Consider the following 13,076-nt stretch of genomic DNA (forward strand, 5'->3'; position numbering starts at 1 on the left):
ATGCGATGGGGCAGTTGCCTGGTGGCAATCGCTACAGAACGCCTCAAGGATGGGCCGCCATCGCGAGAGACCCAGCTCATCGAGAAGCTCTTGATAATCGAGATATCCGAGGTCGGCGTATTCATCGGGCGGGATGTCCAGCAGCCCGAAGTCATAGACCGGGCCCAGCAGGATATGCGACGGGTTCCCTGCCGGGACTCCCAGCGATGGTTCGTCTCGTGGCACGGGTCGGTCGCCACCGGCTAACTACTGGAACTACGGTCCTCAGCGGCGCTACCAGGGCTTGAACGTGACTTCCTTGATGTTCCCTTGGCGGTCCTTGGTGATAGACGGGACTCCATTGGCGTCGAACTCGATGTAGCCCCGGCACTCCTCACAGCAGACCATCGTTCCGCTAACGTCGACCCCGAGCGGCTCAACGATTTTCTGATGCATCTCAGCATCGTAATGGGGGATCTCGCCTTCCTCCCGATACAACCTGATCAGTTCTTCAATCGTGTTCTTCTTGTGGTCCTTCCACATCGACTGAGCGATTATGACGTGGTCACACTGGTCGTGAGGGCACGTTTCTCTGGACCCATAGTCGAAGATTGGGTTCAGGAGTTTCTTCAGAATCTGCTTGACGACAGTTTCAACGGCTTTCTCTTTTATCATATGACTGGGGATTTTTCTCTAGTGAGAATACGGTTGGGTCCGGCTATTAGTCTTGATTGCGACTCGCCGTTTCACGCCTCTTCCTTGTGTGTCCGGTGTCAATGGACGACAAAATACACATTGATTTCGTCCACAACTGACGCCACCGGCACTATAGTTGGGGCTGGTCAATGACGACGGTACCACAGTGGGGACAGAGCAGGCGGTCGCGGGGAACTGAATCGTCCATGATCCAGTCGCCGTCGATCGGGCTGGCGTGCTCGCAGGTTGGGCAGAACAGCGCTGTTTTTGAAAACTGCTGGGCGGGATCGTTGGCGGTGGGCACCGAGACAGTCATGCGCTTGGGGAGTAGTTGTGCCCGAGGACGGCACAGACGATGTTCAGGACGACGAGGCCACTAACCAGCAGGGGCTCTGCTGCAACAACGTTGGTCGCGAGCGTGCCCGCGATAACAACTGGGAGGGGGATGCTCGCCCAGAAGGCGACTCCCTGGAAGACGGAGAGGATTGTTTCGACGACCATCGCGAGCAACGATTGGAGGTTCGATTCAGCAGCCGGAGGGCGTGGGATAGAGAAGTCGGAGGTTGACATTGATACTACGCTTACTCGGCTAATACACTGGCACCCCCATATAAAGCGCAGACCGTCAGTGCGTATTTGATTCGCTTCACGGTCTACCAGAGATTTTAGCACCTTTCACGGCGTGGAGAACCTATGTTGAAACGTGCTCACAACTCTTTAGAGATTTTACAACCGGTTCAAACCGATTAATTTCGATTGCGAGGTACACGGCTATCTTGACGGGTCACCACCGCATTCGTAACATCAATTGGACAGGCTGCCAGCAACATAGGCTGACGACTTCCTGTCGACTGGACGGGACGAGCACCATAGAAGTCTTACTGGCTACGGGTTCACCAAGAGCTAACCAACAAGCAGTAGTTATCACGCAGTTGTTGGTTAGCCCAAGTGTTCCTTAGACGTAGGACATGGTTTGAGCTCGCTGGGCTTCTTCGGGACCCATCCAGATTGGGCCCAGCATGGAGGCCGGGAGTGCAATGAATATGGGAAGAGGTAGTCCTACACTCCCACCCCACTGGTTCCGCTGTTAGAGGATGAATAGACGGCATCACCCCCATGGGAGGGGGTGCTTTGCTATTCTGGTGATAACGTCCTGCGGGTATGTTTTTTTATTCAGGTACTTGAACTTATTCACTAGCTCTAGAAATATTACGGCTGATCTCAATGTCACTCCCTACAAGCGTCATTGCTAACAGCGGAACCAGTGGGGTGGGGGTATCCCCACCCCACGTCTCAAACAGTCTGATTTCGGGTAGTTGCGACGGAAGTAATTGAAATAGGCTTGCGACAGCTCTGTCAATAACGGCGGCAGCACCTTGCACAGCTAACAGCGGAACCAGTGGGGTGGGTGTTTTCATCCTCGCACTCTCATCTCGATCCGGTCTCCCCCTCAAGACCGATTGCCTAACCAATCAATAGTAAAAGCAGTGTGGTGACCACTGTGTTCTCCATCTAACAGCGGAAGCGGTGGGGTTCGTTATTTATATACCAATCCGAACAGCGGAAGCAGCGGAACCAAAGGTTAAGACACTTCGTGTCGCAACCACAGACAAATGAGTGATATCACGTTTTCGCCGACGTCCACGATATTCGAGCAACGTGAGGCACTGCTCGAAGAGTGGACCCCAGATGAGCTTGTAGGGCGTGACGAAGAACTCCAGAAGTATCACGCTGCTCTCCAGCCAGTCATCAATAATGAGACCCCTTCAAACATCTTCCTGTATGGAAAAAGCGGGGTCGGCAAGACTGCTGCCACCCGATATCTTCTATCCGCTCTGGAACGTGATGCGAGCGACGTCGACGGACTGGACCTCAGTACGGTTGAAGTCAATTGTGACGGGCTCAATTCGAGCTATCAGGCTGCGGTCGCCATTGTAAACACACTGCGTGATCCTGCTAACCAGATCTCCAACACCGGATATCCACAGGCCTCAGTGTATCAGTTCCTCTTCGAGGCGCTCGATGATCTGGGTGGCACGGTACTCATTGTTCTTGACGAGGTTGATCACATTGAGGACGATTCACTGCTATACAAACTGCCACGCGCGAGGTCGAATGGCGATATCTCCGATGCGAAATTAGGTGTCATCGGTATCTCGAACGATCTTGATTTCCGCAACCAACTTTCATCGAAAGTCCGATCCAGTCTGTGTGAAAAGGAAGTCTCATTTTCAGCATACAACGCCAATGAGCTTCAACTCGTGTTGAAACAGCGTGAGGCTGTCGCGTTCAAAGACGATGTCATCGATGATGGTGTCATCGAAATGTGTGCTGCCTACGGAGCCAAGGACTCTGGAGACGCCCGCCAAGCGCTAGATCTCTTGCTTGAGGCGGGTGATCTTGCCCGAGAGTATGATGATGAGCTCGTGACCGAACACCACGTAAGCGAAGCCCGACAACGACTCCAGACTGATCAGGTCGTTGAGGGTATCCGCAACTACTCTGAGCATGGTCAACTGGTTCTCTATGCGCTCACTGGACTTGCTGAAGACGGTGACACACCTGCCCGGACGCGAGATATCCTGGGTGCGTATCAGGAGTTAGCCCGTGGAGAAGGTTTGGAGCCGGTTTCAGAGCGGTCGGTCCGTGATTATCTTGGTGAACTCACGCAACTCGGCATTGTCTCTTCAACTGAGTACAACCGAGGGAAGGGTGGGGGGAAGTACAAGGAATTTGAGTTAGAGCAATCCATTAGTTCGATCAAAACGGGCCTTTCGGAGCTCCTCAAAACGAATCCGTAAGCGCACTCGACAGAGGGCCACCCCACCGGTTCCGCTGTTAGATGTGGGGTGCACTGTTTCATTGCTGTCGTTGTGCATACGATTTGACTGTTCACAGAATCGGCTCAATCAACGGATCGGGAGTGCAAACCCCAATCGAGAGTGTTCCGTCACACCCGTTGTGTAAGCGATGATTGCGCTGGTCGCTCCGTTCGTGTTACGACCACTCACTACACTCCTGAAAACAGGGGGTCGCTCCCGGGTTCTGCAGCTAGCGAACAGCGGCGTCGGCGGCGGCAGGGCACGTGCCACCGCGTCCGACAGCGTCGGGTTCGTACCGATTTCCGTCCTATTCGGTGCGTGTCACAGGGTTAGGCCGAAGACTCCACCACAACGGGTGTGACGCCACCCATCGTGGCTTTGTGGTCGCTGTTCTCCAACAGGTCGAGGCCGACGTAGCGTTTCTCAAGCAGTCCGTCGGCTGTTGCCATATCCATCGCGAGGATCTCGGTTTTGGTCTGATCCCGTCCGACCTGCCGAGTTTTCTCGACGATGTCGCCACCGCCGATCTCGATGAGTTTCTCCCAGACGCGCTTGACCGTCTGTCGGTGGGGTTCCTTCCCGAGTTCGGCGGTGAGGGCGGTCTGCAGGTCGGCTTTGGTCATGAACACGCCGCTGCCGTCGGTTCGCTTCGTGGCAAACTCCGGCCAGCGCTTGGCGATGCTAATTGCTCGGTAGGTGTTCTGGCGGTTCGACCGCTCCACGAACATCGTCTTCACCTTCGACTGCCGGCAGTTCGCGAAGAAATCCAGCGGCGAACTGCTGGGTTCGATCCCCTCGGGCAACTGCTCGGCGTCTTCCTGGTGGTCGCTATCGGCTTCGAGTTGCTGGGCTTTGGCGATGGCACTCTTGGCGACATCGTGGGTCGCCTCTTGCTGGGTTTCGAGGTCGTCGAGGCGCTGGTCGTTCGTGGCGGCGTCCCCGACTGCCGTGGTGGCAACGTCGTGGGTCTGTTCGACGTCATCCTCTAGTTCCTTGACCCGCTCTTGGAGGTCATCGATGGTCGCGACCAGCAGCTCAAGAACACTCGAAACGGGGGGAGACATCTCGTCGCCGAGTTCACTGACGAGTGACTGGAGGGCGTCGATGTCCGTTTCCTCTTGGCCGATGTCCATGTCGAGTTCGTCGGCGAGCGCCTGATCGGTGGCTGTGCTGTCGGTTCCGCTGTCGTCGTTGGGGGTCGTTTGTCGTGGCATCGTGACCACAGTGCCCGTCCCCGGAATCGAACCGGGCAGTGCCGACCACGGCACGGGCTATCGGTGACGTAGCGGGCGCTCTCTGGACGCGGTAGTTGGGACATGGCAATGCCGGGCTGTCCGGCGGATTTGCCTCGTGACAACGGACTGGAAGCGACCATCAGCACTCATCGGACGCCGCTCCCTGGACCAGCGTGGTCCCGCTCTCATCGGTAGCAAAATCCTGTCCCCACGGACGGTCAGCTTCGCCATCGTCGTGGTCGACGCCGTAGTGATTCCCGTGCCCGGTCATCCTTCGACCACCGCCCGGCGTTCGATGACGACATCGTGGGCGTAGTCACCACGGCGGTACTGGTCGTAGTAGTTCTCGATGGTGGGGAAGTCGGCCGTCCACTCGGTGTAGTGTTCCAGATCGCCGACCATGTAGCTGAGTCGCCACTGATCGGTGTCTGTGGTCGCTGTGTCGGTCGCAGTGCCCGGCGAGGGGTCGGCGCGGGCCATCAGGCATCCCCTCCTTCGAAGGGGCCAGGACGGCTGCTGTCGCGTTCAACCAGTGCGCAGTCTCCGGTCGGGACCGTGAACGACATGAGGTCATCAGTCCGACCGATTGCGTCGGCTAGCTGCCGGCGTGTGGTTGCGTCGGGTTCGGACGCCCGCAGCCGATGGAGTGTTTCTGTTGCGAGGTCTGCCAGCAATACACCCGTGACGTGGTCGTCGTCGACGTGACAAACCAGCACTAGCGGCTCGCTGTCAGTGGTTGTGATGGCGACGATCTCGCCGACGGTCGGGTGGGCGGTCATCGGGCCACCTCCCGGTGGCAGGTCTGGAGTTTTGGGGCAGTCGCAGAACCAATAAACTGAACTATAGTATCATAATTGTTTTGTGTACTAACTACATACCAATCGGTTGGGTTCTGGTCCCCGCTCCACTCTCCCTTGAATCCCCCCCGATTCATCGATTGGCCCGGGGCCGGAACCCATCGTCGTGGATGGCGACCCCACACCGTGGGTTGCACGCGGCTTCCCCCCAGCAACCCACCATCCCCATTCCTTTGGTGCCGTGACTTTGAGCATCGCATGGTCGTGCTACGCGTGTGAGAAATGGTGGTGTAGCTGGCAGTTGTGACAGAACCGACTGACAGCAAGCGACTATCACAACTGTTTTTGATACCAACTGTATACCAGTCGGTTAGGTTCTGTCCCCCGCTCCATGTTCCCCTGATAGCCAGTTGTCCTATCGAATGTGTTGGGTGCAGGACCTGTCGCCGGCAACGGCGACTGTGGGTGGTGCGTGGCATGCCGATTTCCCCCGGCTGCCCACCATTCTGCTGTTCGGAATCCGAGAGTTGTGTCTGCACGCTGGCCTCGGGCCGTTGGCCGTGTGGGTCGAGCGAGTTGGGATAGCGTGGAAAACCACCAGACAGCGACGGGATATCACAAGCGTTTTTATAACCTCTCGTATCGGTTCCAGGTGGGTTCCGTGCCCTGTCAGTTCCCAGAGACACCACCCATCCTATCGGTCGTTTCGGGGCCGGACCCCAGTTTTCGGGGTGCTTCGCAGTGTATTCAGAATCTATAACGAGGCGAAAATTACAATTATGATGGCTAACTAATCTGACAATGCCAGCACAAAGTTGTCCACTTTGTCCTGGGAAATTGTCAGAGGCACACGAGACAGTCCGCCGTCGCGGGCGGCGGCGGACTGTTCCGTGGGTTGAACTGTGAGAGGCTTCCTGACAGTAACGATTATTTACAAGTTCTACGTTTGTTCTAGAAGGGTACCAGTCGGCCATCACTTCCCCGATGATCACGTGCCTCTGACAACACCGGCCGACTGTGTTCCCGTTCTTGATCGCTGAGCGACGGGACTGCGTGGGTTTCTGGGGCATTACTGCGCACCTCCATCGGCGGCAGGTCGAGGCAGATCACACAGGCCTGCGAGTGTTTCCGCCTGGTGTTGGAGTGCCTGTCTGCCAGTGTCAGTCAGCGTATACACGTTGGTGCGGGCGTCGAGTTCGTCCCGGTTGACCAGGCCCTTCTCGACGAGCTGGTCGAGGTTCTGGTAGAGGCGGCTGTGGTTGATGGGGTCGGCGTAGCGCTCGTCGAGGTAGTCTTTGAGCGCGAGGCCGTAGGGGTCGTCGTCGACGGCGGCGATGGCCTCCAGGAGGTCGCGCTGGAAGCCGGTGAGTTCGTGGTAGGTCGTCATCGGTCGCCTCCCGGCTCGCTGGTGTCGGTGTCGACGCGCCGGAGCGTCGCTGGTTGTGGCTGGTAACAGTCGCCCTGCACGAGCAAATCCAGCAGCGCCGTCATCGCCCGCTGGGCTCCGTACTCCCGGGCGAGCGTGTCCAGTACATCGCCGGCGGGTGCGCCGTGGCCGTCCTCGCGGGTGGCGATAACCTCAAGCGCGTGGCTGCGGATTGCGGGCTCGGCGTGGGTCTGGACGACGAAGCCGTCCGTGTTCCGGAGGTAGGTGCTGACAGCGTCCAGCAGTTCGAGTTCCTCGTCAGCGAGGGCAGGTTCGGCGGCCTGCAGGACGGTGTCGAGTCGGGTGGCCGCCGCCGTGTGTGAGGGGATGGTGGTGCCGCCGTCGGTGGTGACCAGGTCGTGGCCGGTGACGATAGCCAGCGAGCGGGCGGCCTGGGTGATGGCGTCCTGGCCGCGGTCAGTCAGGGCGTAGGTTCCGTCGGTGGTGACCAGATCGTTGGCTTCGAGCTCGGCGAGGGCGTCCGTGACGCGGGCGTCATCGAGCGTGGCTTCGCGTCGGGTTTCGACGGCGATCTGGAGGGCATCGGCGGTGGCCTCACGGTCGTAGTGGTCGTGGTCGGCAATCGCTTTCAGGAGATCCCGCTGGAGGGCGGTGCAGTCGTGCCAGGCGGTCATTGGTTGCCTCCCTGCGTGGGCATGGCTGCTGGGTTGGGCAGTTGGCTGATAAGGCTGGGGCGACCGCGTGGGCGAAAGTCGATTTTCGCGCGCCGATTTTCGTCTGCGGGCTGCTGTGGCGTGTTCGTGGGCCGCTCAGGCGATGGGCGAATGATGGGCGAATGTGAGCGACCGGGCTGCCGTCTGGTGGTTTTCGATGGGCGAATATGTGGGCGAAAGTGCGCTGGCGAGCGATGCGACTCTTCGTGGGTGGGCTTGCCGGTTGTCATGGGTTCGACGGGACGCCGTTGATTGCTGTGGGCGTCGCCTATCTCTTGCTTCGGAGTGGTGGGTTTTAGTCTTTGCCCCGTAGCAAGAGATACACTCATCATAACTAATGACAGGGGCGGATGTATCGCTAGTACAGTGACAGAGAAGCCGGGTCCAGACCCGACGGCCGACAGGAAATCTATACTGGAGGCAATAGTCTTAGCACATTCTCCGGTGCTTGGGACTAGTGATATTGCTGAAAGGACTGGTGTGAGCCGCCAAGCTGTCGATCAGCGGTTGCGGAGAATGGAGGAAGATGGACTTGTCGATACGCGAAAGATTGGACGCGCCCGTGTGTGGTGGATCACGAACAAGGGGCGGGTCTATCTCGATCCTGAGGAAGACTCTGGGATCCAGTAGACGACGGCACTACTCCCAACTTTTGTACGATGGAGCTGTCCTTGGTTATCGAGTTGGTTGAGTCGTTGTCTCGCTCTCTCTGTAGATAGTGAAACAGCATCTGCGATGTCTCCAGTCGTCACGAACGGGGGCTCTACTGATTCAATGATTTGCATAATTTCCTCATCAGTAGCCTTGGGATCCGGTCCACGAGTCGACATTGGTTGTGTTTGCAACTATCTTGCTCCGAAGCAATATTTTTTTGGTTGCCCGGAACAACAGTATTAGATAGGAACACACGCGCTGCTGGTCGATTTCTTACGAAATCGCCCCGGTGCTAGTACACCGAGGCGCGTGGTTCCAGGAAGAACCAATGGCAACTACGCAATCCAATCCACAAGAACGTACCGCACGCGAACTACTCACCCAGGGCCGCCCGCTGTTTCTCGGCGTCGACGGCGAGGGTGCCGCGCATTACTGGGACAGCTATGAGTTCGCCGTGGCTGTTGTCGCCGCTGGTGGGGACGCCGAGAAAGTTGTGTTGGCGAATACGCCCTTCGAGACGCTTTCGGAGTGGTGTGAATATACTCGGCGTGAGCGTGGGTGGGATATCGGCCCGCACGTTGGTGGCTCGCTCGTCGGCGATCTTGTTCGGGCGGTGGAAGCATGAGCTGCACTGTGGAAGAACGGCGACGTGTTCGGCGTGCTGCGAGAGCGATTCAAGAGGAGGTAGCTACTGAATCGGTTGATGTGCTCGCGCCGAGTGCGAGTCAGTACGGTGAATGGACGCTTGATGCCGTGCTTCGGGATGTTGAGGGTGTGCCGCCAGAGGTGCTACGAGAGTTGGCGCTTGCTGGGTTGACGCTGCAGCCGACGCCGTCGCAGGCCGAGTATCAGCACGTCGCAGCAACGATGTAGTACTGCTATCCATCCTACATTCTCATGTGATTACTGCAGTAACAATGATATAATCCGAGACGTGGTTCTTTGTATGGAAGAACCGTACCAGCATATCCTATACTACTCTCCATCACATATCCGCCAACTGTTTTTTGATCGAATAGACGAGAACACGCAAGTTGCGAGACAAGAAGAGTCGTGGAGTTCGCTAAAAGCTGGATTAAGTGCCTTTTTGCCGGGTAATCTTGGTGGTGAAAAGGGAGACCGCGAGCAGGTCATGGAGTCGGTTAATCAAAGCGAGGAGTACATACAGACTAAGCGGGTCGTAAACCATCTCCTGGAAGATGAGAGTATCCCGCGAATCAAAGATCTCGACATAGATGACCTTTCCACACTTTATCGGTTCTCATGTGAATGTCAGATTCTTCCAACGGACGATGGAAGGAATGAGGACTCAAAACTTGTAGAGATCGTCGGCAAAGAAGGAAGCATTGAGTTTCGGGGGATGACATCTCTGGAGAACTGGAGCTCATTGAGTGACACTCTCATGATGGTCGAGAATGAACTTCCATTTCCTCTGGACGGTATTATACAAGTTCGAGACTTCCAAGATAGACTAATAACTGAGGAGGTTGACGGCACCCAGTCACTCAAACAGGCAACCTGTTCGGTCAATTTCGTATTTGTATGCCAGGCTGATCGAGATGAGTTTCAGAGGTGGATGAATCGTCGGTCATTGGTCGGAGAGTATCACAAGCAGACTTCAGATAGCTAGATGGGAGATGCGACTGTCCATCGGGTTACGGCCAGTCCTCTGGTACCTCATCCACATATACTGCTTCGAGCTCTGACTCTAGCTTGACGAGTAGTATCCCTACAGCAAAAATAAAAAGAAACACCAAGAGAAACCGCGGCCATTCGACTCCTAAGTATTGAGTGTTCTCCAGGAAAGGGTCATAGACAGCGGCATATGTAATCGCGATGATTCCTGCTCCAGTGTGCCAGTGAATCGATGACGCCGATTTGCCCTCCAATAAGATATCATCGTATTCTTCGACTTCGAGCAAAGGGAGCGCGATCCAAACAACAGAGAAAATTAGCCCCGAAATAACCGGTAGCCGGGAATTTGGACCTGAGAGGAGAAGGGCTCCAAAGAGAATGAGTGTTGTATTGAGTCCATGGATGAAATTGAAGCGACCGAAATGGGGAATGATGCTAGACTCCCCACTCGGTAGGAAGATTGGTGGATAGTCTTTGGTAACTGCTTCTTCTAGGTCGACATCACGGGCGACACCACTCAATTCGACGACAACGAGGAGGATGATTGGCAGAAGGAGCGAATTCAAGTCTGTAGCCATTCCAGTAACTGATTAAAAGGAAGACAAGTAAGATTTAGCCTCCTATTCTTGGACTCAGTGAGCGAGTGGTTCAGTGCTGACGGTTAATGCGCTTGGGTCGAATGCGAAGCGGTTTGACGCGTGTACGGTTAATGCCGTGCTTCAGAACTGTGAGGATGTGACTTCTGAGATCCTTCGGGAGCAGCACTGACTGGGGTAGCGTTGGGGTCACGCCGCCGCAGGTCGGGTGTGACCATATATTGGCAACGGTGTGGAGTAGCGGGGTGCTAACCAACAAACGGGTAGACAATTCTGTGTATTGGTTGGCTTTCGTGATTCCTTCGGTCAATAGACAGTCCGGATGGGGCATTAGAAATCATCTGAATTTGGTAATATAGTGTTTGAGATGATAACCACTAAGAAACGTAGCACATTCATAAGTAATAATGTCAAATGTCCCAGAAAAAATATCAAGCATACAAAGTGAGCTAGAGGAGCTTCGAGCCCGTAAAGATAGGATTGTTACTCAATTGAATGACGTTGAATCTGATATTAATAATGCAGATGCCGATGATCATGGCAATCTGATACGGCAAAAGCGTGAGTTAGAAGAAGAACTTACCAATATAAATGAGGCAATTACAGCGAATGAAGAACAGATATCTAGATTAAGAGGGGATGACGAAACTGAAAACGATTTGTCGGATGTAGTAGAAGAAGCAGATTCTTTGATAACACAATTAGAGGGAGAATACGAAAATGTACAGCATAAGATAGAGCTAATTAACGAGAGAATTGAACAGATAGATGACAAGCAGGAAGACCTTGATGAGCTAGAGGATACGGCCAGAGGCTTATTAGAACGGTCAACTAGTGCAGCACTGGGAAAGCAGTTTGCTGATAGAAAGTCAGAATTAGAGGAAAACTTGGGATACTGGAAAGCTGCATCGGCTTTATCAATCGGTATATTGCTGACATCAGCGGTTGTACTGTATTTTAATATTATAAACTCCGGAGCAAATCCCTTGTCAAATGTCTCTAAGATTGCGCTTATTCTCCCGATCTCTGTTGCAGTTTGGTTCTCTGTCTCTAACTACAATAGACAGAAGCGATTGATGGAAGAGTACGAGTTCAAAGCCCGAATGGCGCTCTCACTGACGGGTTTCAGAGAGGTACTGGAAGAGGAAACTGGCGAAGAGAACAATGAAATGATTGTAGAATTCATCATTGATACTATGGATAAAATCTATTCTAACCCCCAAGAGAATATACAGGACGAAGCGGCCAATAATCAGGACACGCCCCTGACCAACGGTCAAACACCATTGGTTGAGGTCATCAGAAAGCTTGGAAAATAACGGTGGATAGTTAGGCAGCTGTGTAATTATAAGACTGGGTTAAGCACTTGAAATACCCGAACTGATTGGCCCGATTGCGTGAGTTCGGAGCGTGTCTGGGATGTTGGGCCACACGTCGGCGGGCCGCTTATCGGCGATGCTATGTGAGACAGTAAGACTCTCACATCAAACACTGGAGTTTACATCGCTCCACAGTGTAGTCGTTTGTAGCATGGCTCCAGAACCCGCCTCACAAACCGCCGAAGCTCAGCTTTCCGAGTTCGGTGACGTCCTCTGGCGGGCGATGTTTTCGGTTGGCTTTACAGCTTTTATTGCAGCACTGATTTTCATCCCAGTACTCAATGCTATAGGAGTGATTCCACTGATTGAAACCCGCCTCAGCACGAATCTACTGTGGCCATATCTCTTGAGTTCCTGGCTTGGGCTCTCGCTATATTTGTCATCTCAAAACATCGGATCTGCGCAGACCACTGAGAGTGATGAGAGTGGCCAAGAAGGTGGTGAATCAGATGAGATGGACGTCGTCGAAGAATTCTGGGAACTTATTGGGAGTCTGTCTGCTATTGCGTATGTTTTTATAATGGTCGGATTGGCGAGTGTTGCCGCAATGGCGGTCGAAACATACGTGTCACCAGGGCTTGCGCCAGCCGTTGCATTCCTGTATCCGATAGTAGACTGGTCCGCATCACTCCGCGTTGACTACCCAGTAACACCGTCAGCAATACTGCTCATGGCGACTTACCTTCTCATCATCCCTGTTGCGTTGGTTATGACTGGTCTAGCCGCTGTGATCGGGTTCGTATTTGGACTGCTGTTTGGGTTGCTCAGTGGCCTACTGACTCCGGTCAAGATGGTTCTCAATTGGTTGAAATCGGCTGGCGTTGATGAGGTCACGCAGCACCCTTTCCGTGGGGCCAAGCGACGCATGGGCCTGTAGGCACCTATTCAACAAGGGTCGAACACCACCACATCTGAAAAAACAGCGCGTAACCTCCACCGATTGGGGTAAAGAGGGCTGATAAAATCTGTAGCTGGCTGGCACCGGCCTGCCAGAAGGCCGTGGCGGAAAGGGCACCCGCGACCAATCCTGGAATGATGATATGGTATTCATGTAGAAGCTTGATCAAGAGCACCTGCTTGGGGGCAGTATTATGTTCCTCATCCCAATGATATCGTACCCATGCTTTCGTTCCACGCTGCGGCTCATCATCAGACATCGTTCTTAATCGTAGTAGCGACTAAT

At 54.6% G+C, this 13,076-nt stretch carries 19 protein-coding genes; 8 read left to right on the plus strand and 11 right to left on the minus strand.

The window, feature by feature from the left end; all coding sequences use genetic code 11:
* Window positions 1–246 (plus strand): hypothetical protein (locus tag ACOZ4H_RS20140; protein WP_424331050.1); only part of this gene is annotated, 246 nt, incomplete at its 5' end.
* Window positions 247–273: 27 nt separating this feature from the next.
* On the opposite strand, the gene ACOZ4H_RS20145 is transcribed toward ACOZ4H_RS20140, so the two are convergent.
* Window positions 274–654, minus strand: coding sequence for a hypothetical protein (locus ACOZ4H_RS20145; protein WP_424331051.1), 381 nt, complete (start codon window positions 652–654; stop codon window positions 274–276).
* A 333-nt stretch (window positions 655–987) separates the two neighbouring features.
* Window positions 988–1,245, minus strand: a complete 258-nt coding sequence (locus tag ACOZ4H_RS20150; RefSeq protein WP_424331052.1) for a hypothetical protein — start codon at window positions 1,243–1,245, stop codon at window positions 988–990.
* Between the two features lie 1,043 nt (window positions 1,246–2,288).
* On the opposite strand from ACOZ4H_RS20150, the gene ACOZ4H_RS20155 reads away from it, so the two are divergent.
* Entirely contained in the window at window positions 2,289–3,476 is a 1,188-nt protein-coding gene (locus ACOZ4H_RS20155) for an orc1/cdc6 family replication initiation protein (protein WP_424331053.1), read from the plus strand.
* 350 nt (window positions 3,477–3,826) lie between these two features.
* Here the strand turns inward: ACOZ4H_RS20155 and ACOZ4H_RS20160 are convergent, their stop codons facing one another.
* The 6 genes from ACOZ4H_RS20160 to ACOZ4H_RS20185 form a co-directional block, all read right to left on the minus strand.
* The gene (locus tag ACOZ4H_RS20160; RefSeq protein WP_424331054.1) at window positions 3,827–4,711 is read right to left on the minus strand and encodes a hypothetical protein; all 885 of its coding nucleotides are present in this window, start codon (window positions 4,709–4,711) and stop codon (window positions 3,827–3,829) included.
* 160 nt (window positions 4,712–4,871) lie between these two features.
* Window positions 4,872–5,003, minus strand: a complete 132-nt coding sequence (locus tag ACOZ4H_RS20165; RefSeq protein WP_424331055.1) for a hypothetical protein — start codon at window positions 5,001–5,003, stop codon at window positions 4,872–4,874.
* Window positions 5,000–5,212 carry a hypothetical protein gene (locus ACOZ4H_RS20170; protein WP_424331056.1) on the minus strand — a complete coding sequence of 71 codons (213 nt, stop codon included), beginning with the start codon at window positions 5,210–5,212 and terminating at the stop codon, window positions 5,000–5,002. Before ACOZ4H_RS20170 ends, ACOZ4H_RS20165 begins: the two co-directional genes overlap by 4 nt.
* Window positions 5,212–5,511 (minus strand): hypothetical protein, encoded by a 300-nt coding sequence (locus ACOZ4H_RS20175; RefSeq protein WP_424331057.1) that lies wholly within the window; start codon window positions 5,509–5,511, stop codon window positions 5,212–5,214. Before ACOZ4H_RS20175 ends, ACOZ4H_RS20170 begins: the two co-directional genes overlap by 1 nt.
* A gap of 1,087 nt (window positions 5,512–6,598) precedes the next feature.
* A complete protein-coding gene (locus ACOZ4H_RS20180) occupies window positions 6,599–6,916 on the minus strand; it encodes a PadR family transcriptional regulator (RefSeq protein WP_424331058.1) in 318 nt (105 codons plus the stop codon).
* The gene (locus ACOZ4H_RS20185) at window positions 6,913–7,590 is read right to left on the minus strand and encodes a transcriptional regulator (RefSeq protein WP_424331059.1); all 678 of its coding nucleotides are present in this window, start codon (window positions 7,588–7,590) and stop codon (window positions 6,913–6,915) included. Before ACOZ4H_RS20185 ends, ACOZ4H_RS20180 begins: the two co-directional genes overlap by 4 nt.
* Before the next feature lie 405 nt (window positions 7,591–7,995).
* Here ACOZ4H_RS20185 and ACOZ4H_RS20190 point away from each other — a divergent pair, with 405 nt between their 5' ends.
* Window positions 7,996–8,259 carry a winged helix-turn-helix domain-containing protein gene (locus tag ACOZ4H_RS20190; RefSeq protein WP_121513190.1) on the plus strand — a complete coding sequence of 88 codons (264 nt, stop codon included), beginning with the start codon at window positions 7,996–7,998 and terminating at the stop codon, window positions 8,257–8,259.
* Here ACOZ4H_RS20190 and ACOZ4H_RS20195 read toward each other — a convergent pair.
* On the minus strand, window positions 8,223–8,459 hold the full coding sequence (locus ACOZ4H_RS20195) for a FaeA/PapI family transcriptional regulator (RefSeq protein WP_121513189.1): 237 nt from the start codon (window positions 8,457–8,459) through the stop codon (window positions 8,223–8,225). The genes ACOZ4H_RS20190 and ACOZ4H_RS20195 overlap by 37 nt on opposite strands.
* A gap of 152 nt (window positions 8,460–8,611) precedes the next feature.
* Here ACOZ4H_RS20195 and ACOZ4H_RS20200 point away from each other — a divergent pair, with 152 nt between their 5' ends.
* The 3 genes from ACOZ4H_RS20200 (at window position 8,612) to ACOZ4H_RS20210 (ending at window position 9,913) form a co-directional block, all read left to right on the plus strand.
* Window positions 8,612–8,908 (plus strand): hypothetical protein, encoded by a 297-nt coding sequence (locus ACOZ4H_RS20200; RefSeq protein ID WP_424331060.1) that lies wholly within the window; start codon window positions 8,612–8,614, stop codon window positions 8,906–8,908.
* On the plus strand, window positions 8,905–9,156 hold the full coding sequence (locus ACOZ4H_RS20205; protein WP_424331061.1) for a hypothetical protein: 252 nt from the start codon (window positions 8,905–8,907) through the stop codon (window positions 9,154–9,156). The genes ACOZ4H_RS20200 and ACOZ4H_RS20205 overlap by 4 nt, the downstream gene beginning before the upstream one ends.
* 73 nt (window positions 9,157–9,229) lie before the next feature.
* A complete protein-coding gene (locus ACOZ4H_RS20210) occupies window positions 9,230–9,913 on the plus strand; it encodes a hypothetical protein (RefSeq protein WP_424331062.1) in 684 nt (227 codons plus the stop codon).
* A 25-nt stretch (window positions 9,914–9,938) separates the two neighbouring features.
* On the opposite strand, the gene ACOZ4H_RS20215 is transcribed toward ACOZ4H_RS20210, so the two are convergent.
* On the minus strand, window positions 9,939–10,496 hold the full coding sequence (locus ACOZ4H_RS20215) for a hypothetical protein (protein ID WP_424331063.1): 558 nt from the start codon (window positions 10,494–10,496) through the stop codon (window positions 9,939–9,941).
* Between the two features lie 425 nt (window positions 10,497–10,921).
* Here ACOZ4H_RS20215 and ACOZ4H_RS20220 point away from each other — a divergent pair, with 425 nt between their 5' ends.
* Window positions 10,922–11,833, plus strand: coding sequence for a hypothetical protein (locus ACOZ4H_RS20220; RefSeq protein ID WP_424331064.1), 912 nt, complete (start codon window positions 10,922–10,924; stop codon window positions 11,831–11,833).
* Between the two features lie 211 nt (window positions 11,834–12,044).
* Window positions 12,045–12,770 carry a hypothetical protein gene (locus tag ACOZ4H_RS20225; RefSeq protein ID WP_424331065.1) on the plus strand — a complete coding sequence of 242 codons (726 nt, stop codon included), beginning with the start codon at window positions 12,045–12,047 and terminating at the stop codon, window positions 12,768–12,770.
* A gap of 4 nt (window positions 12,771–12,774) precedes the next feature.
* Here ACOZ4H_RS20225 and ACOZ4H_RS20230 read toward each other — a convergent pair whose 3' ends face one another.
* On the minus strand, window positions 12,775–13,050 hold the full coding sequence (locus ACOZ4H_RS20230; RefSeq protein ID WP_424331066.1) for a hypothetical protein: 276 nt from the start codon (window positions 13,048–13,050) through the stop codon (window positions 12,775–12,777).
* Window positions 13,051–13,076: the final 26 nt, after the last annotated feature.

Source organism: Haloarcula amylolytica (assembly GCF_049705545.1).
Taxonomy (GTDB): domain Archaea; phylum Halobacteriota; class Halobacteria; order Halobacteriales; family Haloarculaceae; genus Haloarcula; species Haloarcula amylolytica_B.